At 67.9% G+C, this 23,023-nt stretch carries 20 protein-coding genes; 11 read left to right on the plus strand and 9 right to left on the minus strand.

What is annotated here, in order from left to right:
• Positions 1 to 39 precede the first annotated feature (39 nt).
• The 3 genes from ACNTAO_RS06835 (at position 40) to ACNTAO_RS06845 (ending at position 4,123) form a co-directional block, all read left to right on the plus strand.
• Positions 40 to 417: a hypothetical protein gene (locus tag ACNTAO_RS06835; protein ID WP_435161216.1), complete on the plus strand. Its 378-nt coding sequence runs from the start codon at positions 40 to 42 to the stop codon at positions 415 to 417.
• A gap of 104 nt (positions 418 to 521) precedes the next feature.
• On the plus strand, positions 522 to 2,750 hold the full coding sequence (gene purL / locus ACNTAO_RS06840) for a phosphoribosylformylglycinamidine synthase subunit PurL (RefSeq protein WP_435161217.1): 2,229 nt from the start codon (positions 522 to 524) through the stop codon (positions 2,748 to 2,750).
• Between the two features lie 140 nt (positions 2,751 to 2,890).
• Complete coding sequence (locus ACNTAO_RS06845; protein ID WP_435161218.1) at positions 2,891 to 4,123, plus strand: ABC transporter ATP-binding protein; 1,233 nt, start codon at positions 2,891 to 2,893, stop codon at positions 4,121 to 4,123.
• Positions 4,124 to 4,141: 18 nt separating this feature from the next.
• On the opposite strand, the gene ACNTAO_RS06850 is transcribed toward ACNTAO_RS06845, so the two are convergent.
• The gene (locus tag ACNTAO_RS06850; RefSeq protein ID WP_435161219.1) at positions 4,142 to 4,291 is read right to left on the minus strand and encodes a DUF7550 family protein; all 150 of its coding nucleotides are present in this window, start codon (positions 4,289 to 4,291) and stop codon (positions 4,142 to 4,144) included.
• A 709-nt stretch (positions 4,292 to 5,000) separates the two neighbouring features.
• Here ACNTAO_RS06850 and ACNTAO_RS06855 point away from each other — a divergent pair.
• Positions 5,001 to 6,020: a threonine ammonia-lyase gene (locus tag ACNTAO_RS06855; protein ID WP_435161220.1), complete on the plus strand. Its 1,020-nt coding sequence runs from the start codon at positions 5,001 to 5,003 to the stop codon at positions 6,018 to 6,020.
• A gap of 150 nt (positions 6,021 to 6,170) precedes the next feature.
• Positions 6,171 to 6,494: a cupin domain-containing protein gene (locus ACNTAO_RS06860; RefSeq protein ID WP_435161221.1), complete on the plus strand. Its 324-nt coding sequence runs from the start codon at positions 6,171 to 6,173 to the stop codon at positions 6,492 to 6,494.
• A gap of 22 nt (positions 6,495 to 6,516) precedes the next feature.
• Here the strand turns inward: ACNTAO_RS06860 and ACNTAO_RS06865 are convergent, their stop codons facing one another.
• Both ACNTAO_RS06865 and ACNTAO_RS06870 read right to left on the minus strand, forming a co-directional pair.
• A complete protein-coding gene (locus ACNTAO_RS06865; RefSeq protein WP_435161222.1) occupies positions 6,517 to 8,322 on the minus strand; it encodes an Nramp family divalent metal transporter in 1,806 nt (601 codons plus the stop codon).
• Between the two features lie 131 nt (positions 8,323 to 8,453).
• Positions 8,454 to 9,062 (minus strand): helix-turn-helix domain-containing protein, encoded by a 609-nt coding sequence (locus ACNTAO_RS06870; RefSeq protein WP_435161223.1) that lies wholly within the window; start codon positions 9,060 to 9,062, stop codon positions 8,454 to 8,456.
• A gap of 409 nt (positions 9,063 to 9,471) precedes the next feature.
• On the opposite strand from ACNTAO_RS06870, the gene ACNTAO_RS06875 reads away from it, so the two are divergent.
• From ACNTAO_RS06875 to ACNTAO_RS06890, 4 genes are all read left to right on the plus strand, one after another.
• Positions 9,472 to 11,217, plus strand: coding sequence for an L-lactate permease (locus ACNTAO_RS06875; RefSeq protein ID WP_435161224.1), 1,746 nt, complete (start codon positions 9,472 to 9,474; stop codon positions 11,215 to 11,217).
• A 9-nt stretch (positions 11,218 to 11,226) separates the two neighbouring features.
• Positions 11,227 to 11,847: an LUD domain-containing protein gene (locus ACNTAO_RS06880; RefSeq protein WP_435161225.1), complete on the plus strand. Its 621-nt coding sequence runs from the start codon at positions 11,227 to 11,229 to the stop codon at positions 11,845 to 11,847.
• Positions 11,848 to 14,034 carry an LUD domain-containing protein gene (locus ACNTAO_RS06885; RefSeq protein ID WP_435161227.1) on the plus strand — a complete coding sequence of 729 codons (2,187 nt, stop codon included), beginning with the start codon at positions 11,848 to 11,850 and terminating at the stop codon, positions 14,032 to 14,034.
• Positions 14,035 to 14,125: 91 nt separating this feature from the next.
• Positions 14,126 to 15,412 (plus strand): MFS transporter, encoded by a 1,287-nt coding sequence (locus ACNTAO_RS06890; RefSeq protein WP_435161228.1) that lies wholly within the window; start codon positions 14,126 to 14,128, stop codon positions 15,410 to 15,412.
• Positions 15,413 to 15,418: 6 nt separating this feature from the next.
• Here ACNTAO_RS06890 and ACNTAO_RS06895 read toward each other — a convergent pair whose 3' ends face one another.
• The 3 genes from ACNTAO_RS06895 to ACNTAO_RS06905 all read right to left on the minus strand — a co-directional run bounded on the left by ACNTAO_RS06895 (position 15,419) and on the right by ACNTAO_RS06905 (position 17,600).
• Positions 15,419 to 15,862: a hypothetical protein gene (locus ACNTAO_RS06895; RefSeq protein ID WP_435161229.1), complete on the minus strand. Its 444-nt coding sequence runs from the start codon at positions 15,860 to 15,862 to the stop codon at positions 15,419 to 15,421.
• Between the two features lie 77 nt (positions 15,863 to 15,939).
• Positions 15,940 to 17,238, minus strand: coding sequence for a ribonuclease catalytic domain-containing protein (locus tag ACNTAO_RS06900; protein WP_435161230.1), 1,299 nt, complete (start codon positions 17,236 to 17,238; stop codon positions 15,940 to 15,942).
• 68 nt (positions 17,239 to 17,306) lie between these two features.
• Positions 17,307 to 17,600, minus strand: a complete 294-nt coding sequence (locus tag ACNTAO_RS06905) for a DUF7562 family protein (protein WP_435161231.1) — start codon at positions 17,598 to 17,600, stop codon at positions 17,307 to 17,309.
• 197 nt (positions 17,601 to 17,797) lie between these two features.
• Here ACNTAO_RS06905 and ACNTAO_RS06910 point away from each other — a divergent pair, with 197 nt between their 5' ends.
• The gene (locus ACNTAO_RS06910; protein WP_435161232.1) at positions 17,798 to 18,277 is read left to right on the plus strand and encodes a cation:proton antiporter regulatory subunit; all 480 of its coding nucleotides are present in this window, start codon (positions 17,798 to 17,800) and stop codon (positions 18,275 to 18,277) included.
• 80 nt (positions 18,278 to 18,357) lie between these two features.
• Positions 18,358 to 19,608: a cation:proton antiporter gene (locus tag ACNTAO_RS06915; RefSeq protein ID WP_435161233.1), complete on the plus strand. Its 1,251-nt coding sequence runs from the start codon at positions 18,358 to 18,360 to the stop codon at positions 19,606 to 19,608.
• Positions 19,609 to 19,693: 85 nt separating this feature from the next.
• Here the strand turns inward: ACNTAO_RS06915 and ACNTAO_RS06920 are convergent, their stop codons facing one another.
• The 3 genes from ACNTAO_RS06920 to ACNTAO_RS06930 are packed head-to-tail and all read right to left on the minus strand — an operon-like array spanning position 19,694 to position 22,969.
• Positions 19,694 to 20,323, minus strand: a complete 630-nt coding sequence (locus tag ACNTAO_RS06920) for a dolichol kinase (RefSeq protein ID WP_435161234.1) — start codon at positions 20,321 to 20,323, stop codon at positions 19,694 to 19,696.
• A 1-nt stretch (position 20,324) separates the two neighbouring features.
• Positions 20,325 to 22,121, minus strand: a complete 1,797-nt coding sequence (glyS, locus tag ACNTAO_RS06925; RefSeq protein ID WP_435161235.1) for a glycine--tRNA ligase — start codon at positions 22,119 to 22,121, stop codon at positions 20,325 to 20,327.
• Positions 22,121 to 22,969 (minus strand): CBS domain-containing protein, encoded by an 849-nt coding sequence (locus ACNTAO_RS06930; protein WP_435161236.1) that lies wholly within the window; start codon positions 22,967 to 22,969, stop codon positions 22,121 to 22,123. The genes glyS and ACNTAO_RS06930 overlap by 1 nt, the downstream gene beginning before the upstream one ends.
• Between the last annotated feature and the right edge of the window lie 54 nt (positions 22,970 to 23,023).

Genomic DNA, 23,023 nt, shown 5'->3' on the forward strand with positions numbered 1-23,023 from the left:
ATCCGTCGGGGCTTTGAGCCACCCGCGCGAATGCAGACCATGGAGTATCAACCCGGGGTCTGTAACATCGGACCGGCACAGCAACGGCGGCGACTGCTGCTCGGTGTCGTCTCGCTCCTCGCGGCGGGGCTCCTCGTCGCCGCCATCGTCGTCCTCGAGTGGCCGCAGTGGGCGCTCGCGTTCGTGGTGTTTCCCCTGTACGGAGCGGCGATGGGCGTCCTCCAGTACCGCGAACGATTCTGCGTCGGCTTCGCCGGTATCGGCGTCTTCGACGTCGGCGCGGGAACGACGGACGTCACCGACCCACAGGCGCTCGCCGCCGACCGGAAGCGCGCGGTGCGGCTCAACGCGATCGCGCTCGGTATCGGCGTCGCCGGCACGCTGCTCGTCGCGCTCGTCGTGACACAGCTCGGGTGACGTGGTCGGTCGGTCACACGACGCGTGCGGCCGTATCGAACCGGCTACCCCACGAACGTGCGCATGGAAAGAACTTAGACCGGCAGGGATGTCCACACAGGTGAATGAGCCTGTCCGATGCGGACCACGACCTCGTGACCGCGACGCTCGGTCGGGAGCCGACGCCGGCGGAGGTCGCGCTCTTCGAGAACCTCTGGAGTGAACACTGTGCGTACCGGTCGTCGCGGCCCTTGTTGTCGGCGTTCGACAGCGAGAGCGACGCGGTCGTCGTGGGCCCGGGCGACGACGCCGCCGTGCTCGCACTGCCGACACCCGCTGCCGCCGACACGCCGGCGGCCGACCGCGGCGCGAGCGAGTACGGCGACACGTACGTCACCTTCGGCATCGAGAGCCACAATCATCCCTCCTACGTCGACCCGTTCGACGGCGCGGCGACCGGTGTCGGCGGCATCGTCCGCGATACGATGAGCATGGGCGCGTACCCGATCGCGTTGCTCGACTCGCTGTACTTCGGCGAGTTCACCCGGGAGGAGTCACGGTACCTCTTCGACGGCGTCGTCGACGGGATCGCTCACTACGGCAACTGCATCGGCGTCCCGACCGTCGGCGGCAGCGTCGCCTTCCACGACGGCTACGAGGGGAACCCGCTCGTCAACGTGGCGTGCGTCGGCCTCACGACCGAGGACCGACTCGTCACTGCGACCGCCCAGACGCCCGGCAACGCGCTCGTGCTCGTCGGCAACGCGACGGGTCGGGACGGCCTCGGTGGCGCCTCGTTCGCGAGCGAAGACCTCGCCGAGGACGCCGAGACCGAGGATCGCCCCGCGGTACAGGTCGGTGACCCGTACGCCGAAAAGCGCCTGATAGAGTGCAACGAGGCGCTGATCGACGAGGCCCTCGTCGTCTCCGCGCGGGATCTCGGCGCGGCCGGCCTCGGCGGGGCCTCCTCCGAGCTCGTCGCGAAGGGCGACCTCGGCGCGTCGATCGACCTCGACGCCGTCCACCAGCGTGAGCCGAACATGAACGCCCGCGAGATCCTCCTCGCCGAGAGTCAAGAGCGGATGTGTTACGAGGTCGATCCGGCGGACGTCGGCCGGGTGCGTGCACTCGCCGAGCGCTTTGAGCTCGGTTGTTCGGTCATCGGCGAGGTGACAGACGGCAGCTACGTCTGTACGTTCGACGGTGAGACGGTCGTCGACGTCCCCGCCGACTTCCTCGCGGACGGCGCGCCGATGCACGACCTCCCCTCGGCCGAGCCGCCGACGCCCGAGCGCAACGTGCCCGACGTGGACCTCGGGTCGGCGTTCGAGGCAGTCGTCTCGGATCCGACGACGGCCAGCAAGCGCTGGGTGTATCGACAGTACGACCACGAGGTGGGCGTCCGCACGGCGGTCGCCCCCGGCGACGATGCGGCCATCCTCGCCGTCCGTGAGGCGGGTAGTGGGGCCACGGCGGGCGCTGCTGCTCCCGACGACACCGTCGGACTCGCGCTCGCATCGGGAGCCGTCCCGCGGTGGACGAGCGTCAACCCGTACGACGGTGCTCGGGCGGTCGCACTGGAGAACGCGAGCAACCTCGCGGCGAAGGGGGCGGTCCCGCTCGCCGCGGTCGACTGCCTGAACGGCGGGAACCCGGAGAACCCCGACGTGTACGGCGGCTTCGAGGCGATCGTCGACGGGCTCGCAGACGCGTGCTCGGCGCTCGACGCGCCGGTCGTCGGCGGCAACGTCTCGTTGTACAACGACAGCGTCGCCGGGCCGATTCCGCCGACGCCGACGCTGGCGGTGCTCGGGACGAGACGCGGCGTCGACGCCCCCCCGGCGACGCTCGACGGCACGGCTGCCGACGCGTCGGCGCTGGTCGTCGTCGGCGGGACGGGCGAGACGGACGCCCTGGGCGGCTCGGCGTACCTGGCTACGGTCGGCGGAACCGACCGCTTCCCCTCGCTGCCCGCGGACCCGGCAGACGTCGTCGCGTCGCTGGCGCGGGTGGCGCGGCTGCCCTCGACGCTCGCGAGCCACGACGTGAGCGAGGGCGGGCTCGCGGTGACGCTCGCGGAGCTCGTCGACGACGCCGGCGCGGCGGTGACGCTCCCGACTCGGACGGCGGCGTTCGCGGAGACGCCCGGCCGGCTGGTCGTCCAGACCACGGATCCGGACGCGGTGCGAGACGCCGCGGGCGACCTCACGGTCACCCGGATCGGCGACGTGACGACCGATGGGACGCTGTCGCTGACGGTCGGCGAGGAGACGCTCACCGTCACGGCAGCGGCGATTCGGACACACCGCGACGTGATCGCCAGCGAACTCGCGTCGTCGACTACCGGTGGGTGAGCGCTGCTGCGGACCGGTGGAGTCGGCCGCGGACCGGTACGGATTCCGCTCCGCGCCGACGCGCGAACGACACGCTTTTAGGCACTCCTAAAATATAGCCGGCCACGAATCTCGCGCCGGGACACCGGCGTCAACTACCCATGGCTCACTCTGACCAGACGAATACGGCGGGGACAGCAGAGCGCGTCCGTGGTGTGGCGTCGAGCTCGTCGTCAGGCTCGTCTATCGCAGACGGGGCATCGACGGCGGACGGTGCTGCGAGCCCGTCTGACGGGCTCGACGCCGGGGTCGGGAGTCGTGCGGCGTCGACCGCGGACGACACCGTGTTGCGGCTCACGAACGTCACGAAGTCGTTCGGGGCCGAGCAGGCCGTCGAGGGGGTCTCACTCGAGGTCGCGGCGGGTGAGTTGCTCACGTTTCTCGGGCCGTCCGGCTGCGGGAAGACGACGACGCTGCGGATGATCGCCGGGTTGGAGGAGCCGACGACCGGGTCGATCGCGCTCGCGGGCGAGACGGTCGCCGCCGCCGACGCGTTCGTCCCGCCGGAGGCGCGCGACGTCGGGATCGTCTTTCAGAACTTCGCGTTGTTTCCACACCTCACGGTCCGTGAGAACGTCGCGTTCGGGCTCTCGGAGGCGGCTGCGGCGGAGACGGCGGCCCGCGTAGACGAGCTGCTCGAGCTGGTCGAGATGACGGACCACGGCGCGAAGACGCCCGACCAGCTCTCCGGTGGGCAAAAACAGCGGGTCGCGCTGGCGCGATCGCTCGCACCCGAGCCGGACGTCTTGTTGCTCGACGAGCCGTTCTCGAACCTCGACGTGCGGCTTCGCGTCGAGATGCGCGAGGAGGTGCGCCGGATCCTGAAGGCCGCGGGCGTCACCGCGGTGTCGGTCACCCACGACCAGGAGGAGGCGCTCTCTATTTCCGACCGGGTCGCGGTCATGCACGACGGCGCCATCGAGCAGGTGGGTCGTCCCGAGGGCGTGTTCGAACGCCCCGAGTCGAAGTTCGTCGCCTCGTTTCTCGGCCGGGCGTCGTTCCTCGAGGGGCGGCTTCGCGAGGGGCACGTCGAGACCGGCGTCGGCCGGTTCAACGCCGCCACGCTCGAGGGGTACGACACGACCTACGACGGGGCACCCGTGGACGTGCTCGTGCGGCCGGACGACCTCCGGGCGACACCGGCGGACCCGTCCGTCGCCGACGGCGTCGTCGTCTCACGCCAGTACGTCGGTCCGTCGTTCATCTATCGGGTCGAGTTGGACTCGGGTGAGGCCGTCCACTGTCTGCACAACCACGTCGAGGAGTTCGACCTCGACGAACCCGTGAGTATCGACCTCATCGCCGACCACCCGCTTGCGTGGTATCCGCGGTGACGGCGTACGTACTGCGGTCTAGAGCGTGAACACGGCGGGCACCACGTACGCGAGGAGGAGTCCCAAGAGTGTCACGGCCGCGCCGATGCCGACCTCGCGGCTGCCGAACTCCTGCATCGGGGCGGTCACGCGTGCGTCCGGGTCGGGCTCGTGTGAGTGATCGTCCATACTCGCCCGAGCGGGCGGAAGTCACATAAGCGCACCTGATTCTCGACCGCACGAGGTCAACCGATCGCAGCCCGAGCGCCCGTACCAGCCACGAGCGAGACACCCGCGGTGGCGCGCGCCTCGTGAGGTCGCCGCAGGCGGACTCACGAGCGCGTGCGAGGGATGAGCGAGGTGGCGCGAGAAGGAGCCGGAGGCGACGACTCGCGCCTACCGAGTGAATCGGCTGGGGAGGGCGTGGCGGTAACTGGTGCCCGGATGTCGCGCGGTCGTCTCAGTCATACAGCCATCACCAACGTACAGGATCGGCTGGGGAGGATGTGGCCAAGTGGTGTCCGGCAGTCGCGCGGTTGTGTCACTCGTCGCGTTCGCAACTCTATGTGAGACCGAGTCGAATTGAAGAGGGTTAACGAACCGACCCGGCGATGTTCGGACATGATGTACTGTCACACCCTCCCGGGCCGATTCTGTACGCTGGTGTGGATGGTGTACTCGAGACGACTCGGGGCTACCGGACACTACCTCGCCACACCCTCCCCAGCCGATTCGCTCGGTCGCTGCGCTCCCTCGCTCATCCCTCGCACGCGCTCGCGAGCCCGCCTGCGGCGACCTCGCGAGGCGCGCGCCACGTATGATCGACGCGAGTGGCCCACAGCCCGGCCGGTGTGACGTGTCCAGTACCGTTAGGTAGTCGCTCGCAGTACGCCAACACATGTCACGACGGGTCGACTCCCCAGACGCCTCGACGATCTTCACGTACCACGACCTCACCCCGCCCACGACCGCAGACGTCTATCGAGCCCGGCGAACGCTCGAGCCACACCTTCCAGAGACGCCACTCGTCAAGAGCGAGTGGCTCTCACAGACGTACGACGCGGACGTATACCTGAAACGAGAGGACACGCTGCCGACGGGGTCGTTCAAGATCCGCGGGATCACGACGCTGCTCGCCGAACTCGACGCGTCGGTGCTCGAGCGAGGCGTCGTCACGGCGAGCACGGGCAACTACGGCCGGGCGCTCGCGCAGGCGGCTCGGTGGTTCGACACGGAGGCGGTCGTCGCCGTCCCCGAGGGCACGGGCCAGAACCGAATCGACGGGATCGAGCGGCTGGGTGGCCGGGTCGAGGTCGTCGGCGACGACTACGACGACGCCGCGGCGTGGGCGGCAGCGACGGCCGAGACGGACGGGTATCGATACGTCCACCCGGGCAACGAGCGGGCGGTGATCACCGGCACCGGGACGGCCGGCCTCGAGATCGCCGATGCACGCCCGGACGTCGACGTGGTCCTCGGTCCGATCGGTGCGGGGAGCATCGGCGCGGGGTACGGACTCTCGGTCGGCGCGGTCACGGACGCGACTGTGATCGGCGTCCAGGCCGCGAACGTGGACGCGGCCTACCAGGCGTGGAAGACGGGCGAGTTGACCCCACAGGCGGAAGCCGACACGTTCGCCGACGGGATCGCAGCCCGAGTTCCGTACGCGCTGCCGATTGCGGTGATGCGCGACCACCTCGACGAGATGTACACGGTGAGTGAGTCGGCGATCGTCGAGACGGTCGCGACGGTGTTCAGCGAGGACCGAATCCTGCTCGAAGGGGCGTGTGCACCGCCGTTCGCGATTCTCGACCGACTTGCCGACCGGCTCGCGGGGCAGACGGTCGTCGTCCCCGTGACGGGACGGAACCTCCCGAGAGAGAAGCTCGACCGCGTCCTCGCGCGGGCCACCGCGTAGAAGGCAGTCCACCGCTCGAGAGACGGTCCACCGCTCGAGAGACGGTCCGCACCGACCGCCCGCGTGGGGCTCGCGAACCGGCCCGGCTCCGTCACGTCTGTCCGCTGTCAACCCCACGATTAAGTGACACGAGACGCAATTGCGCACGCTATGGATTCGTTCCACGTGAGCGACGTCGCCGAAGAGATTCCAGCCAACGAGGAGTCGATCGAGGCGCTTCGGACCGACGCGGTCAGTCTCGAGGTGATGTCGTTCGAGCCGGGCGACGAGGACCCGATGCACGCCCACGGCGAAGACGAGATCTACCACGTCGACGCCGGGTCGGCGACGATCAACGTCGAAGGCGAGCACGTGGCGGTCTCCGCCGGAGACGTCGTCCACCTGGAGCCGGGAACCGAACACCAGTTCCTCGACTTCGAAGACGAGCTGGTGATGACGGTCGTGTACGCCCCGGCGAAAGGGTCGAGCGAGTAGCGCCCGCGTCGGCGTCCGCGGGTCAGGAGAAGCGTCCGCGCGCCGTATCGGCATTTGCGACGGTACCCGACGCCTGCCGTTTTCCGGCTATCGACCGGGCGACCGCGTACGACTGGACGAGTGCGTACCCGGTCCACAAGGCGAAGCCGCCAGCCGAGCTGCCGACGACGGTCGGTGCCGTATAGAAGGCAGTGACCCCGACGTCTTCGAGCGCCGTACCGACGAGGAGGACGCTAAAGTACCCGTACAGGCCAGAGGCCCACCAGAGGGCGGTGACGCGGCCCCATCCGGGCTGGAGGTGTTCGGGAAGCCTCGTCGTGTTCATCACCAACACGATCGCGGTGTACGGCCACATCATCACGCCGGACAGCGCCGCGCCGACGACGAGGAAGAAGAACGGTTCGCGCCCCTGAAACGGGGCGTCGAACACGAGGATGATGGCGATCCCCCACAAACAGAAGCCGGTGAGGAGCCGCCAGAAGAGCTTTTGAATGTCCCATCCGGCGCGACGCCCGTACGCCTCGTACAGCACGTCGGCGCTGTTTCGCACGAACGACTCGACGATCGCGTACTCGGTGGTAAAGAGCGCGAGAGTGAGGATCGCGAAGACGAGGAAACTGCCGACGGGACCGACCGCAGGGATGACGCTCTCGAGCCACATTTGAAGCGCGTCGGCGGACGTACCCGGAGCGTACCGCAGGGCGACGGTCGCGAGGACGGGAGTGACGACCAACAACCCAACGACGAACGTCAACGCGTGTTCGAGCTGCACGATCTTCCACCACCCACGCCAGCGTCGCAGGTTCGTCGTCGTCGGTCGAAAGCTGAAGCCGTCGCGTTCGATCGGTTCGGGATCGTCACCACGAAGCGGGTTCTTTACCCGTCCTTGGTAGTTTCCCATCCCGTATCCCTTCTCGCGTACCCAGAGACTCTGTGAGAGATTTAAGTAGCCGCCGGCACCGGCGAACGCGAGCCCGCCGAGAAACACCGCGACATCGATTCCCTCCGGAAGGTACCCGACAGATCCAGCGGCGTTCGGAAGGTCGGCGAACTCGACCCACGACCCGGTGACGGCGACGAGCAGCATCGCCGCGCCGATGGCGACGAACAGGAGTCCGATCTGGAACAGCTCGACGGCGGTGTACATCACCGACGAGACCTGGTACGAGAGCCAGATGACACTCATGAACCCGACAGCGAGGAGTTTCCACGCTGGGATCGAGACACCGAACGCGCTGACAGCGTCGACGCCGAGAGCGGTCGCACCGACCTGTGCGGCGCCGGCCGCCCACCCCGGCCAGCCCAGGCTGAGCAACCCGGCGACCAGAAACGCCCACGGCCAGCGGCGGTCGACCCGGGCGAACGCACGAAAGATGCTCTCTCCGGTCGCGAGCGTCCATCGCTGCAACTCCGTGTTGATGACGAACTGGGTGAGCACCCCGACGACGAACGCCCAAAACACGGCCCACCCGAACTGCGCGGTGAGGACCGGCCAGAAGAGCGTCTCACCGCTCCCGAGTGAGGCACCCAACATGATGGCAGACGGGCCGACGATGTGACTCAAGCGTGGAACCCGTGGGAGGTCGGCCAGCCGGAACGCGCCGCCGTTCCCACGCGATGGGTGTGCCGCTGCAGAGGGTGCCGCCTCGAGTTCGTCGTACCGAAGCGGGAGGTACCACGTGCTCCGGTACTGTCTACCTTCGACCGCAGAAGCGTACACGTCGTCGCCGCCCGCCGAGAGATCCTCGTGAGAGTCCCGCTCCTCGGAAGGGGGATCTCGAGAAGGGGGTGCAGGCGGTGGGTCCGGGTCGCTCACGAGTCGATGCATGAAACCGACGGACATAGTGGTTTCTACCGAAGTACGTTCTAGGGTACCTCGTGTACCTGCGCGCATCGGCTCTGTGTCTAGAACAAAGTCAACAGCGGCGGTGAGCCACACGCCCACGACGAAAGTGAGCGTCACCCGCCGAGAAAGTGCCAGATGTGTCCACGCTCTTCTGGTGAATCGACGCCCGGAAGCTGCTTCAGTGCAGGTTGGATCGCGTTCCACCACCCCTCGCCCGACTCGAACCCAGCCGGGTAGTCGTGGTACACGTCTCGAAGGAAGTCCGACTTCTTCGCCTCCGGAAACTCCGAGAGGTACTCGTACGCGGCCGAGAGTGCCTCACGCCGAGCGTCGAGGATGGGTCCGCTTCCAGGGAGCTCGGCCGCTTCGATGGCGTCGGTGACCGCAGGAGCCTGAGCCGCTGTCGACGACCTGTGGGTGTCGTCGGCGTAGTCGCTCGTGTCAGTCGACTGTGTGTGGTGGGAGGTCTCGAGCGGGACCCACCACACGCGACTTCGAGCACCGACCTTCCGGGTGGCGAGGTCGCCGCGTGCTTCGAGCTCGTTCAGCTTGTTGTGCGCCGTTCGTCGCGAACACTCGAGCGCCTCCATCACGTCCGTCGCGGTGAGTGGTCTCGCGGCGTCGGTCCGGTCGTCGAACACCGCCAGCACCGCGTCGAGCGAGACGTGGCCGACGTACTGTCCGTTGTCGTCGCGCGGACGCCGGTCAGCCTCTCGTCCCATAGCCGAGGCTACAGACGCCGGCGTATAAGCCTTTACACACAAATGAAGTGGCCAAGACACACGAGTGCAGTAGCCGGTACACACGAGTACACTGGCCAGTACACACGAATACGGCCGGTCGGCCCACCACAGTGTGCACGCGAAACACACGTGTATTAGAGCCTGCGGCGGTCGGGTCTGGCGGTGGTCACCGGATGGATAGACGCCTTTCGTGGCCGTAGCGCCGACAAAAGTCGTGTGTGTCCGACATGCTCGCTGACGGGAACCGAGACGAAGATGAATTCGATACTGAGTAACGAACGTGATCGATACTTATATATAACAATTCTTCTGTACATGATTCCACGATGGACCAACTCAGGCATCAATCTGGAGTGAAGTTGGCAGACGGCACTGGAGATGAGTCGACATGATCAGTGCGACGAACGTGACGGTGGCGCTGCTCCCACTCGCGACCATCGCGTACCTCATGGTCGGGCGCTACTGGCCGGCGACGCGCGCCATGCCGGTCGCGTGGATCGTAGCGATCGGGGCCGGGGTCGTCGGGTGGGGAATGACGCCCACGTGGATCGCCGCAGCCACGATTAACGGCTTCATCACCGCAGCAAACATTCTGTACATCGTCTTCGGAGCGATACTGCTGTTGTACACGCTCAAGCAGACGGGTGCGTTCGACGCGATCAACAGTGGATTCGCGTCGGTGAGCGAAGACCGACGCGTACAGGTCGTACTCTTGGTGTTCCTGATGGGCTCGTTCATCGAGGCTGCGGCAGGGTTCGGGACGCCGGCCGCTATCGTCGGCCCGCTGCTGGTCGGGCTCGGCTTCCCACCGCTCGGAGCCGTGGTGATCGCGTTGACGGGCAATCTCATGGCGATCACGTTCGGTGCCGTCGGTACGCCGCTCATCATCGGGATGATAGACATCTTCGAGGGCGTCGAATCGGTCAGCACCGAAGTGGTCGGTGCGGGCGGGTACAACTCCGTCGCCGCGTGGGTGAGTGAGATCGCCGTGTTCGCGGCGATGCATCACATCGTCGTCGGCGTCGCGCTGCCGTTCATCGGCGTGGCGATGATGACGCGCTTTTTCGGTGAGGAGCGCTCGATCAAACCGGCGTTGGAAGTGCTTCCACTCACTCTCTTCGCGTGGGCCGCGTTCTCGGTCCCGTACTTTTTGACCGCGTACTTCCTCGGTCCGGAGTTCCCCGGCCTGATCGGGTCGATGGTCGGGCTCGCGGTCACCGTGGGCGCGCTCAAAGCCGGCTTCTTCCACCCCGACGACGAGTGGGACTTCGCTCCCGAGTCGGCGTGGCCAGACCACTGGATCGGTGACATCCAGCCCGGCGAGTCGACTGATAAGTCTACCGCCGTCGCTGCCGACGGCGGATCCGTCGCATCGAGCATGCCGGCGTCCAACCAGCAGATGTCGCTCGTCCGGGCGTGGGCCCCGTACGCACTCGTGGCGCTCCTGCTCGTCGTCACTCGCGTCGTCGACCCGGTCAACAGTTTCGTCACCATGGACGTCTTCTCGATCGGCTGGACCGGCATTCTCGGGACGTCACTCGGAAACGACTTCGCGATCCTCTACCTGCCCGGTGCCGTGTTCCTCGCGGTGCACCTCGTCACCATCGGTCTCCACGGGATGAGCACACAGCAGGTCAAAGCCACGTGGAGTGAGACGATAGAGAAGGTCGCGCCGGCAGTGATCGCGCTGTTGTTCGCGCTCGGAACGGTCCAGATCATGTTGCAGTCCGGCGCGGCGACGGGTACCGACAGTATGCTCATCGTCCTCTCGAAGGGGATGGCGAACGTCGCCGGTGGGGCGTATCCGTTCTTCGCCGCGTACGTCGGCGCGTTCGGGGCCTTCCTCGCCGGGTCGAACACCGTCTCGGACATCCTGTTCGGCACGTTCCAGTACGGCGTCGCGGACCAGATTCAGACACCGAAGACGATCATGTTGGCCGCACAGGCGGTCGGGGGCGCCATCGGGAACCTCATCGCTATCCACAACGTGGTCGCTGCCCTAGCGGTCGTGGGGCTCGTCGGTGAAGAAGGACGCGTCATCCGGCTGGAACTCATCCCGCTCGTCTACTACGGCACGGTGACGGGGATATTGACGCTCCTGTTCAGTTACGTCTTCTTCGCCGGGGTGTTCTGACCGGGAGGCGTGACGCCTCGGCCACCCCGGGGACGACGAACCGCAGAGACCGGGCGAACGAACCGCACCCGAACGACGCACGAAGCGAAACACCGAATACCAGAGATCATCACGATCGATACAATGTCATCCACCACGCTCGCGACGTTCGAGTCGTCGCTCGAGGGCGTCGGCGTCGAGCTCGTGTCGACGACTGCCGAGAGGTTCGAGACGGCACTCAAGCCGCACCTCGACGCGCCGGCGGTCGGCTCACCGCTCCCGTTCGAAGGCGTATCGCTTCCGGACACCGTCGACACCGATCCGACGGTCGAGGCGCTCGAGGCGGCGAAGACCGGCGTCACCGCCGCCGGCTACGGCATCGCCGACTACGGCTCGGTCGTGATACAGGGCGGCCCCGACGGCGAAGAGCCCGTGAGCCTCTACGCCGACGAGCACGTCGCCGTGGTCGCCGCGAGCGACGTCCTCCCGGGCATGGGTGCTGCGTTCGACCGACTCGCGGCCGACATCCGTGACGGGACCGGACAGGCGATCATCGCGACCGGCCCGAGTGCGACGGCCGACATGGGCGCGTTGGTGAAGGGCGCTCACGGACCGATCGACGTCACCGTCGTCGCCCTGGAGGACCGGTAAATGAGTGTCGACGACCGCCAACAGAAGGCCGAACACATCCGCCACCTCCTCAAGACCGAGGGAGACAGCGTCCACGAGAACACGCAGGTGTTCAACGACGGTCGCTACGAGTCGACCGCCGCACTCGACGACTACGAGCGGCTCAAAGACGAGGCACGCGCGATCAAAGAGGACGCCATCGAGCGTCTACCGGAGCTCGTCGAGCAGGTCACAGAGACCGTCGAGGCGAACGGTGGCACCGTCTACCTCGCCGACGACGCCGAGGACGCGAACCGCTACATCGCGGAGGTCGTCGACGGTCGCAGCGTGGTGAAATCGAAGTCGATGACGAGCGAGGAGATCGAAGTGAACGAGGCGCTCGAGGCGAGCGGCGCGGACGTCTGGGAGACCGACCTCGCGGAGTTCGTCCTCCAGCTCGCCGACGAGGCGCCCTCTCACATCGTCGCACCGGCTATCCACAAGTCGCGCGAAGAGATCGCCGCATTGTTCGAGACGGTGTACGACCCCGCGGACCCACCGGAGACCGCAGAAGAGCTCACCCGGTTCGCCCGTCGGGTCCTCGGTGAGAAGATCGCCGACGCCGACGTCGGGATGACGGGTGCGAACTTCATCACGGCCGACACGGGCACGCTTGCGTTGGTGACGAGCGAGGGGAACGCTCGTAAAACGGTTCAGGCGACCGACACGCACGTCGCGGTCGCAGGCGTCGAGAAGGTCGTTCCGACCGTCGAGGACCTCCAGCCGTTCGTCGAGCTCATCGGTCGCTCGGGTACCGGCCAGGACATCACCTCGTACGTCTCGCTTTTTACCCCGCCGGGTGACTCACCGACGCTCGGTGACGCCGGCGAGCTCGGCTCCGGCGACGACCGCGAGTTCCACCTCGTGCTCGTCGACAACGGGCGGATGGCGATGCGTGACGACGACGAGCTTCGGGAGACGCTGTACTGCATCCGGTGTTCGGCCTGTGCGAACGCCTGTGCCAACTTTCAGCACGTCGGCGGCCACGCCTTCGGCGGGGAGACGTACACCGGGGGTATCGCCACCGGCTGGGAGGCCGGGGTGAACGGCACGGAGGGCGCAGCGGAGTTCAACGACCTCTGTACGGGGTGTAGCCGGTGTGTCGATCAGTGTCCGGTGAAGATCGACATTCCGTGGATCAACACCGTCGTACGAGACCGTCTCAACCGTGGAGAGAGCGGTTCGTTCGACTTCCTCGTCGAGGGGCTCACGCCGGACGCAGAGCCCGGCGGTCTCGACCTCCAGAAGCGACTCTTCGGGAACTTCGACGCGCTGGCGCGGCTCGGCTCGGCGTTCGCGCCGCTCTCGAACTGGGTGGCACAGACCGACACGGCCCGGTCGCTGCTCGAACAGACCCTCGGGATCGACCGGAGACGGGACCTCCCGTCGTTCGAGCGCGAGTCGCTCGTGGCGTGGTTCGCCGACCGAGGGTCGGCGGTGGCCCCCGCGGCGGCCGACCGGCACGTCGCACTGTATCCCGACGCGTACACGAACTACGTGCGCACCGACCGCGGGAAGGCGGCCGTGCGCGTGCTCGAGTCGCTCGGCGTCCACGTCGAGGTGCCGGCCGCCGGTGAGAGCGGTCGGGCGCCCCTCTCACAGGGGATGGTCGCGACCGCACGTGACAACGCCGAGGCCGTCTACGAGGCGCTCGCGCCCGCAGTCGCCGCGGACCGCGACGTCGTCGTGATCGAACCCTCCGACCTGGCGATGTTCCACCGGGAGTACGACCGGCTCCTGTCGGCGGACGCGGCCGCGGCGCTCCGTGAGAACAGCTACGAACTCATGGAGTACGTATACGGGCTCGTCGAGAACGGGGCAGACGAAGACGCTCTCACGGACGGAACCGGCGAGCAAGTTGCGTACCACAGCCACTGTCAACAGCGCACGCTCGACCTCGAACCGTACACCGTCGCGGTGCTCGAGGATCGCGGGTTCGACGTCGTCACCTCCGACGTGGAGTGTTGTGGAATGGCGGGGAGCTTCGGCTACAAGACCGAGTACTACGACCTCAGCGTCGACGTCGGCGAGTCGCTCACCGAGCAGTTCTCGACGGCCGAGACCGAAGACCGCACGGTCGTCGCCAGCGGAACCTCGTGTCTCGAACAGCTCGACGCGCTGTTGACCCGGCGACCGACACACCCGATTCGACTGCTCGACGACCGGTGAGCTCGCAGGGAGACGGTCGCAGGCGTCGCTCCCGGCAACCGCCGACGCCAACCCGCGGGATTATGAGCGCACCCGTGGACGTTCGAGCCGTATGGACGCGATAGAGCGACGCATCGTCGCCTTCACCGCGAGCGCCCACGGGCTGGTCCACACCTACGAGCTGTCGATCCCCATTCTGCTCACCGTGTGGATCGCCGAGTTCTCGACCACTGCGGCGACGCTCGGGGCGGTCGTCACGGTCGGCTACGGCCTCTTCGGCGTCGGCGCGCTGCCGGCCGGCGTCGTCGTCGACCGATTCGGTTCGAAGCCGGTGATCCTCGCGTGTTTACTCGGCATGGCAGGGTCGTTTCTGCTCGTCGGGGCTGCCCCGACCCTTCCGGTGCTCGCGCTCGCGCTCGGCGTCTGGGGCGTCACGGCCAGCGTCTATCACCCGGCTGGCCTGGCGCTCCTTTCGACGGCCGTCGATCGACGCGGCACCGCCTTGGGCTACCACGGCATCGGCGGGAACCTCGGTATCGCGCTCGGACCGCTCGCCGCAGTGGTGCTTCTCGTCGCGTTCGACTGGCGAGTCGTCGCTGCGCTGCTCACGCTTCCCGCACTCCTCGTCGCCGGGTACGGGTACACCGTCGACGTCGAGACCGCACTCGCGCGGGCAGCCGATGACTCGCCCGGCGACGGGTCGGACGACGACGGCAGTTCACGCGCGGCCGCCGACGGTGGCGTCGCCGGGTCGCTCGCGCGCGTCGCCGGCGACACGCGAGCCCTGCTCACGCTCGGCTTTGGGCTGGTGTTGCTCTTCGTCACGTTCAGCGGGCTCTACTACCGCACCTTTCTCACGTTTCTTCCGGACCTGCTCGGGGACGCACTCGGCGGGTTCGCGGGCGGCGTCGACGGGCCCGGGCCAGCGGGCCCCGGCGGTGCGTCGTTCGACCTCGGCCGGTACCTCTACGTCGCGGTGCTGTTGGTCGGCGTGCCCGGCCAGTACCTCGGCGGACGCATCGCCGACCGCGTGCCGCCGGAGCGCGGGCTCGCCGCACTCATGACGGTCCTCGTGCTCCTCGCGCTGTCGTTCGTCGCCGCGACGGGCGCGCTCTGGTCGTTCCTGCTCGTCTCGGGACTGCTCGGCGTCGCGCTGTTCACCGTGCAGCCGCTCTCGCAGGCGACCGTGGCGGCGTACACGCCGCCGGGCTCGCGGGGGCTCTCGTTCGGGTACACCTACCTGGCGATCTTCGGCGTCGGGTCGCTCGGTGCCGGCCTCGCCGGATTCGTGCTCACAGTGGCCGGCCGACGCGAGCTGTTCGTCGTTCTCGCGGGACTCGCCGCCTGTGGCGCACTCGTCGCACTCGCAGTTGGGCGGTTCGGTACCGCCCGAGATTGAATCAGTTCACTCGTCGTTCGCGTGCTCGTCGTGGTCGTCCGCGTGCTCGTCGTGGTCGTCCGCGTGCTCGTTGCCGTCGTCCGCGTGGTCGTCGTGGTCGTCCGCGTGCTCATCGCCGTCGCCGTCGTCTGCGTCTGCGTCTGCGTGCGCGTCGCCGTTCGTCCCGCTCTCGACGTCGATCGTGATCGGCTCGTCGGTCGTCGACTCGGTGTCCGTGTCGGCCGCGGCCTCCATCTCGCTCGCAGCGTAGCCCGCGAGGTAGCCGGCCGACCCGCCGAGGAAGCCACCGATGCTCGCGCCGATTGGGCCACCGCTCGCCCCGAGCACCGCACCGGTGAACCCACCGATCGTCGCCGCACGCTCGGCGTCGCGCTCCGGGTCGCCGGTCGCCTCGATCGCGCACCCGCGCCGGGTGCCAGCCGTCACGTCTGTCTCGTCGTCGTCGTGCATACACGTCGGTACGCGCCCCGAACGGGTATACTTCTGGGTCGGAGGCGACGACCGCACGGCTGTGACGACGACCGCGCTCACACCGTGTGTTTCGCTTCGGCCTCGTCGACCACGGTGACCCCGCGGTTGTTCACCGCGTGCGGGTCGAGTCCCTGCTCTCGCAGGAAGCCCTTGTAGATGCGCTCGACCGTCTCGCCGTCCTTTTGTTTGTCACTCGCGTGGTCACACAGCTCGACGAGCGTCTCCGGTACGTCGTTCTCGTGGACGATCCAGTGGTTGATCGTATCGGAGAGCCGCCGGATCGGCGAGGTGAAGTGGCCGTAGATGTCGAAGTTGAGCGCGTGGTGGCCGCCGAACGGGTCGTTCATGTACTTCGCCCGCGGCATCACCTTCAGCACCGCCCGCTGGATCTTGTTGAGCTGTCGCTCCGGTGACTCCTCTAAGGCGGCGTTGACGGCCTTTCGCGGGTCGTCACCCCACGCCGAGCCGGGGATCGAGACGCCGTCGAGCTCTTGGATCTCCTGGAGCGCCTCGCTCCACTGGTCCGGGGTCGGCTGCGGGTGGACCCGGTACATCGCCTCGACGCCCCGGTCCCACATCAGCGTATGTGTCACCGCCTTGTTCGCCTTCAGCATCGACTCCTCGATGATGGTGTGTGCGCGGTCACGCCGCGGGTTCAACACGAGCGAGCCGTCCGCCTTGCGCTGTTCGTGGAGTCGGTCGGCCAGCTCGAACGCGAGCGTGTTCTCTGCGCCCAACGGCAGCGAGGGGTCTTCGAGCCGGTTCTCACACTGTTTGTACGTGAGTCGCTCGTCTGAGTTGATGACGGACTTGTAGATCGAGACGTCCTCGAACGAGAGCGTCTCGTCGTCTATCTCCATCTCGACGGTGTGTGCGAGCCGGTCCTCGTTCGGGACGAGCGAACACACGGTCTCGGCGAGCACCGGCGGGAGCATGTGGATGGTGTAGTCGGGGAGGTACACCGTGTTCGCGCGCTCGACGGCCTCCTCCCACATGGCCGTCTCGGGCGTGACGTAGTGGGTGACGTCCGCGATGTGCACCCACAGCCGGTAGGCGTCGTCCTCGCGTTCGATCGAGATGGCGTCGTCGAAGTCCTGTGCGTCGACCGGGTCGGTCGTCCACGTCGTCAGGTCGCGGAGGTCTCGTCGCTCGTCGACCGCCTCGGCTATCTCGTCGTGGACGCCTTCTGTCCGCGACTCAGCCTCTCGGACGACCGCCGGCGGAAACTCGTCGCGAATCTCGAACTCCTCGAACAGCTCGTCGCGCTTGGCTTCGAGACGGTCCGCCAGGGCCTCCGATATCGTCACCGGCCCCTGGTCCTCGGCGGACCCCGGTTTCGGCTCCTCGGTTGTCATGCCGAACAGAAGGCGGGTCCGTTAGAAAGGCCTGTCGGGGGCGTCGGCCGTGCGGCCGCCGGTCCGGCTCACCGGTCGTGTTCGCGCGCCTCCTCGGTCACCGCCTCGACGTACCGGCCGAGGAACTCGGCCTGCGTGAGTCCCGGAGCCTCGATGTCGAGGATGAGCGATTCGAGTCCGTCTCGCGGCTGGTGACACAGGGCGTCGTCACACGTCGTACAGAGGTACTCGAACTCCTTGTCGCGTCTGTCCCAACGGTCGCCCTCTTTGTCGTACTCGCGGGCGTCCTCGCGCAGCACGGACTCCCCGCACGCGATGCAGACGACCGCGCGTCGATTCCGTCCCCGGCTGGACCGCCACATACGCCCGATTTCTACCCGATCGTACTTAGCGTTTGGTGACGACGCCGGCGACCGAGAGCCGCGCGACGGTCGCGCTCGAGAAGCGACGCTGGGCCGCCCGGCCGTCGGTCGTGGCCGGGCGACGTCGACCCACTCGCCCGTCGGTCGCGGCCGGCCGGGTGTACAGGACTATTACCGATGCGGTGGCAAAGAGTCGTATGACGATCACCGAATCCGACCTCCCGGGAGTCGGCAAGAAGTTCGAGATCGACCTCGACGACGGCGAGATGATCGTCGTCATCCACAACACGGGCAAACGCGAGCTCTTCTACCGCCCGGCAGCAGACGCCGACAGCGAGAAGACGTTCGAGTTCGGCGACGACCTCGCGCGGACGATCGGATCGATCATCGAGGGCGCGCACTTCCAGCCGGTCGAACCGGCGACCCAAGAGACCACGCTTCCCGGCGGCGTCCTCCTCGAGTGGTACGAACTGCACCCGGGTGCCTCGCTGATCGGTGAGACGCTGGCGAGTGCCGACGTCCGCGACCGGACCGGGCTCACGATCGTCGCGATCCAGCGGGACGACGAGACGATAGCGAGCCCGCCGGCAGACACGACACTGCGCGAGGGCGACACCGTCATCGGCGTCGGAAGCCGCGACGACTGCGACGCGTTCGAGGCGTTGTTGGCCGAATGAGGCCGTCTCTCTGCTGCGTCCGAGACCGAACGGGGTGGGTCCCGTGCCGATCCAACACCGGGGCGGCGTGGTGACCGACCGTGGCTGACCTCCTCTTGGAACTCGGCGTCGCGTTCGCCGCGATCGCCGTCGCCGGCGCACTCGCGAACCGGCTCGGGCAGTCGGTGATCCCCTCCTACATCGTCTCGGGGATGCTGCTCGGCGAGTTCGTCCTCGGGCGGATCGCGCTCCCGGTCGTCGGGGAGGCGTTCGTCACCGAGTCGGTGTTCCTCTCGCTCGGCGCCGAGCTCGGGATCGTCCTGTTGTTGTTCTTTCTCGGACTCGAGTTCAACCTCACCCGGCTGCTGGCCCGACGACGAGCGATCACGAGGGCGGGGACGATCGACCTCGGGATCAACTTCGGTGTCGGACTGGTCTTCGGCTGGCTCGTCTTTGGCGCGCCGGTGCCGGCGGTGCTCGTCGCCGGGATCGTCTACATCTCCTCGTCTGCGGTGATCACGAAGTCGCTCATCGACCTCGGGTGGATCGCCAACGACGAGGCCGAGCCGCTCCTCGGGACGCTCGTCTACGAGGACCTCTTCATCGCGGTGTACCTCGCGGTCGTCTCGGCGGTCGTCCTCGGCGGCGGTGGGGTCGCGGCCGCGGCCGCGGACGTAGGGGTCGCGGTCGGGTTCATCCTCGTGTTGTTGGCGGGCGTCGCCGCGGGGCCGCAGTTCGTCGGCCGGCTCGTCGAGACGACGGACCACGAGTTCGTCGTCCTCCGCACGCTCGGCGTCCTCGTCACGGTCGCCGGCGTCGCGCTCGCGCTGGGCGTCAGCGAGGCGGTCGCCGCGTTCTTCGTTGGCATGGCGTTCGCCTCGACCGAACACACGGCCGCACTCGAGGAGCTGCTCGAGCCGCTTCGAGACACCTTCGCCGGGCTCTTCTTCTTCTGGATCGGCCTCGTCACGGACCCGCTGTTGTTCGGAAGCGTGTTCGGACTGATCGCGGTCGCCGTGGCCCTCACCACGCCGACGAAGCTCCTTAGCGGCTACCTCGGGGGGCGGGCGTTCGGCCTCGGCGTCCGACGATCGACCCGGGTCGGACTCGGGATGACCACCCGCGGCGAGTTCTCGCTCATCATCGCGACGATCGCGGTGAGCGGTGCAGAGGCAGGGACGTTCGACCCGGCGCTCGCGACGACGATCAACGCCTTCGCGGTCGGATACGTCCTCGTGATGGCGGTCCTCGGGACCGCACTGATGGGTCGGTCCGAACCCGTCGAGTCGGCCGTCGTCTCCTGGCTCGACGGTCGACGTCCGGCCAGCACGGCCGACCGGTCGAGAGACTGACGTGTGTGACTCACGGACGCCACGGAGTGGTATCCGACGCCGCGGCGACCACGAAGTCCACCGCGCGCCGTGACGAGAGGGCATATCAAAACACTGCGGCGACGACCGCCATCGACGCGAGCGCACCGACCGGGATCGTGAGGTTGTCGTCGACGGTCGTCCCGCGGACGACGGGCGGGAGCCCGTCCGCGACGGTCGCGGTCAGGGCACCGACGATCGCGACGACGGCCCCAGCAGTCGGACCGAACGACGGCACGACGAACGGGAGCGCGATGGCGACACAGACGAGGAACATCACCGCCCACACCAGCGGACGCTTTGGCTCACGTGGGCCGTTCGTGCCGAGCGCGCCGCTCACCGGGTCACCGAGCGAGAGCATCCACATCGCCGGCACGGCGAGCGTCGGGGACGCGACGGCCGTCGTCGCGACCGCCGCCGTGCCCGCCATCCCGACTTGGTAGACGGCGTACCCCGCGACGGCGTCCGCTTCGTACTCGCGGATCAGCGCCCGATACACGGCGTGGTCAAGCCCGACGACGAGTCGGAGGAACTCCAAGGCGGCGGCCGTCGCGACGCTGAGTAGCAACAACGCCGTCGTCTGCGTCCACGAGAGCCACCCGAGCAGGTACGGCACCGGGTACAGCGTCCCGGTCGCGTGGACGAGCCGTCGCTCGAACTCGACGCGCTCGCGCCACCCGGTCGCCGCAGCGCCCACGCTACGTCGTCTCCACGTCCGTCTCGACCGACTCGTGATACGAGGCGACCGCCGCGAACGACTCGCCCGCGTGAAGCGACCGGAGCGTCTCGACGAGGCCGTCGACGGGCACCCGGACCTGTGCGGCCGAGTCGCGCTCGCGGACCGTCACGGTCTCTGCACCCGATCCCTCGACGCCGTCGCGGTCGACGGTCACACAGAACGGGGTTCCGACCTCGTCTTGTCTGCGGTAGCGTCGACCGATCGAACCCGACTCGTCGTACGCGACCGACAGTCCCGCCGCCCGGAGGTCGTCTGCAACCCGTGTCGCGAGCGCCGTGAGCCGGTCGTCGTTCGTCACGAGCGGGAACACCGCGACGTCTCGCGGCGCGACCTCCGGAACCAGCCCGAGGTACGTGCGCGTCTCGCCGTCGACCTCGTCGGTCTCGTAGGCGTGTGCGAGCAGCGTCTGGACGGTGCGGCCGATCCCGAAGGAGGGTTCGACGACGTGTGGCGTGAGGTGCTCGCCGGTCTCCGTCACCGTCTCGACCGAGAAGTTGGCCACCTCGGTGTCGACCTCGTGACTCGCCGCGTCGGGTCCCTCCCCGACCTCGACGGTCACCGTCTCGGCGGCGAAGGCGTCGGGATCACGTTCGGCAAGCGACTCGAGTGCGTCGGCGACGGCGGCCGCGTCGCTGCCGAACTCGGGGCCGAGCACGGACATGTCGGGGTCGACGGTCGCCCGCTCGACGGTCTGGGGCTCGTCGTAGCGTTTGAACACGGTGAACGAGTCGTCGCCGTACGCGTCGTGTTTCGAGAGGTCGTAGTCACCGCGGTACGCGAAGCCGGCGATCTCGACCCAGTCGCCGTCGACCTCGCTCTCGGCGTCCCAGCAGTCGGCCGCGTAGTGTGCTCGCTCGCCGGCGAGGTGTTGGCGGAACCGGAAGCGGTCCACGTCGACGCCGACGCGCTCGTACCACTCCTGGGCGACGCCGAGGTAGTAGCCGACCCACGGTGACCCGATCACGCCGTCTGTAACCGCCTCGCCGATCGTGGTCTCGTGGTACGTACCGTCGTCGGCCGCTTGTTCGGCTGCCGGATACAGCCGCACGGCGACGTCTTCGACCCGGTCGAGCGGGGGCTCGTCCGTCTCGGGGTCGATGAACTGCTCGAGCTCCGCCTGCGTGAACTCGCGAAGTCGAAGCAGCCCGCCGCGCGGGGAGATCTCGTTGCGGTACGCCGGACCGATCTGGGTGATGCCGAACGGGAGCGTGCCGCGGGCGTACTCTTTGAGCCGGGGGAACTCGACGAAGATGCCCTGCGCCGTCTCGGGGCGGAGGTAGCCGGGCTGGCTGTCGCCCGGGCCGATGTCGGTCGCGAACATGAGATTGAAGTCTTCGACTGGCTCCCCGGCGAGCGGGGTGCCACAGGCGGGGCAGGTGATGTCGTGGTCGGCGATCAGCGTCTCGACCGCGTCTGCACCCATCGCCTCGGCGTCCTCGACGTCGGTCGCGTCCTCGACGAGGTGGTCGGCGCGGTGGGAGGCACCGCACTCGGGACACGCGACGAGCATGTCGTCGAAGCCGTCGAGGTGACCGGACGCTTCGAAGACCGCCTCGGGCATGACGGTCGGTGCCTCGATCTCGCGGTTCCCCTCCTGTCTGGTGAAGCGGTCGCGCCACGCCTCCTCGAGGTTCCGTTTGAGCGCGGCTCCCTGCGGGCCGAACGTGTAGAACCCCGCGGTCCCGCCGTACGCGCCGTTTGCCCCGAAGAAGAAGCCGCGGCGAACCGCGAGCTCGGTGAGCGCCTCGCCGGCCATCAGATGCCCTCCAGGAGGTCAACGTCGCGGACGACACCGATGAGCTCGGCGCCGTTTACGAGCGGGACCTGCTCGACGTCGTTCGAGAGCAGCTCTTTCGCCACTGCTCTGGCGGTGCGCGAGCCGGTGACGGTGACGACGTCGTCGGTCATGAAGTGGTGGACCGGCTCCGCCGGGATCTCGACGTTTCGCGTCGGGAGGTACCGCGCGCCGATCGCCTTGATTCCCTCCCAGGACCACTCCGAGTCCTGTTCGGCGATCGAGTCGCCCGTGCTCGCCTCGCCTTCGACGACGCGGGCGACCTCGATGACGTCGACCTCGGTGAGGATGCCCGCCATGGCGGCGTCGTCGTCAAGGACGACCGCGTACGGGACGCCGGCGAGTCCGATTTCGCGCTCGGCGACCGGCAGCGGGGTGTCGACGTGGGTGGCGTTGACCCGGCGCGTCGCCAGCTCGCCGACGGGCCGGTCGCCGTCGACCTCGCCGCGGGCGATCGCTCGAACCGCGTCGGTCACGGTACAGATGCCGACAAGCTCGTCGTCGTCGACGACGGGGAGCCGACGCGAGCGCGCCTCGGCCATGGTCGAGGCGGCCGCCTGGATGGAGGCGTCGGCCGTCGTCGTCGGGACGTCTCGCATCAACAGCGCGAGCTGGTCCTCGTTCGGCTGCTCGATGAGGTCGTCCCGCGAGACGAGCCCGCGGTACACCTCGTCGCCGTCGACGGTCTTGACCACTGGAACCGAGGAGAACCCGTACTCCTGGAGATGGGTCAGTACGTCCGTCCGGGTCCCGGGGAGTTCGGCGACGACGAGGTCTGCCCGCGGGGTCATCACGTCTCGAACGTGCATGCCACCCCGTTCAGCGCCGCTCCTCTTGTATCCCCCGAAGAGCGGCGGACGCCG

Origin of the sequence: Halorubrum zhoui (assembly GCF_051194155.1) — an archaeon.
Taxonomy (GTDB): Archaea; Halobacteriota; Halobacteria; order Halobacteriales; family Haloferacaceae; genus Halorubrum.

What these genes read in the sequence shown, in the direction of transcription:
- ACNTAO_RS06895 (WP_435161229.1), bottom strand. Translation starts at nt 15,862, where the DNA reads ATGCACGACGACGACGAGACAGACGTGACGGCTGGCACCCGGCGCGGG.
- ACNTAO_RS06845 (WP_435161218.1), top strand. Translation starts at nt 2,891, where the DNA reads ATGGCTCACTCTGACCAGACGAATACGGCGGGGACAGCAGAGCGCGTC.
- glyS (WP_435161235.1), bottom strand. Translation starts at nt 22,121, where the DNA reads ATGGCCGGCGAGGCGCTCACCGAGCTCGCGGTTCGCCGCGGCTTCTTC.
- ACNTAO_RS06910 (WP_435161232.1), top strand. Translation starts at nt 17,798, where the DNA reads ATGACGATCACCGAATCCGACCTCCCGGGAGTCGGCAAGAAGTTCGAG.
- ACNTAO_RS06905 (WP_435161231.1), bottom strand. Translation starts at nt 17,600, where the DNA reads ATGTGGCGGTCCAGCCGGGGACGGAATCGACGCGCGGTCGTCTGCATC.
- ACNTAO_RS06850 (WP_435161219.1), bottom strand. Translation starts at nt 4,291, where the DNA reads ATGGACGATCACTCACACGAGCCCGACCCGGACGCACGCGTGACCGCC.
- ACNTAO_RS06860 (WP_435161221.1), top strand. Translation starts at nt 6,171, where the DNA reads ATGGATTCGTTCCACGTGAGCGACGTCGCCGAAGAGATTCCAGCCAAC.
- ACNTAO_RS06875 (WP_435161224.1), top strand. Translation starts at nt 9,472, where the DNA reads ATGATCAGTGCGACGAACGTGACGGTGGCGCTGCTCCCACTCGCGACC.
- ACNTAO_RS06865 (WP_435161222.1), bottom strand. Translation starts at nt 8,322, where the DNA reads ATGCATCGACTCGTGAGCGACCCGGACCCACCGCCTGCACCCCCTTCT.
- ACNTAO_RS06835 (WP_435161216.1), top strand. Translation starts at nt 40, where the DNA reads ATGGAGTATCAACCCGGGGTCTGTAACATCGGACCGGCACAGCAACGG.
- ACNTAO_RS06930 (WP_435161236.1), bottom strand. Translation starts at nt 22,969, where the DNA reads ATGCACGTTCGAGACGTGATGACCCCGCGGGCAGACCTCGTCGTCGCC.
- ACNTAO_RS06885 (WP_435161227.1), top strand. Translation starts at nt 11,848, where the DNA reads ATGAGTGTCGACGACCGCCAACAGAAGGCCGAACACATCCGCCACCTC.
- ACNTAO_RS06900 (WP_435161230.1), bottom strand. Translation starts at nt 17,238, where the DNA reads ATGACAACCGAGGAGCCGAAACCGGGGTCCGCCGAGGACCAGGGGCCG.
- ACNTAO_RS06855 (WP_435161220.1), top strand. Translation starts at nt 5,001, where the DNA reads ATGTCACGACGGGTCGACTCCCCAGACGCCTCGACGATCTTCACGTAC.
- ACNTAO_RS06870 (WP_435161223.1), bottom strand. Translation starts at nt 9,062, where the DNA reads ATGGGACGAGAGGCTGACCGGCGTCCGCGCGACGACAACGGACAGTAC.
- purL (WP_435161217.1), top strand. Translation starts at nt 522, where the DNA reads ATGAGCCTGTCCGATGCGGACCACGACCTCGTGACCGCGACGCTCGGT.
- ACNTAO_RS06890 (WP_435161228.1), top strand. Translation starts at nt 14,126, where the DNA reads ATGGACGCGATAGAGCGACGCATCGTCGCCTTCACCGCGAGCGCCCAC.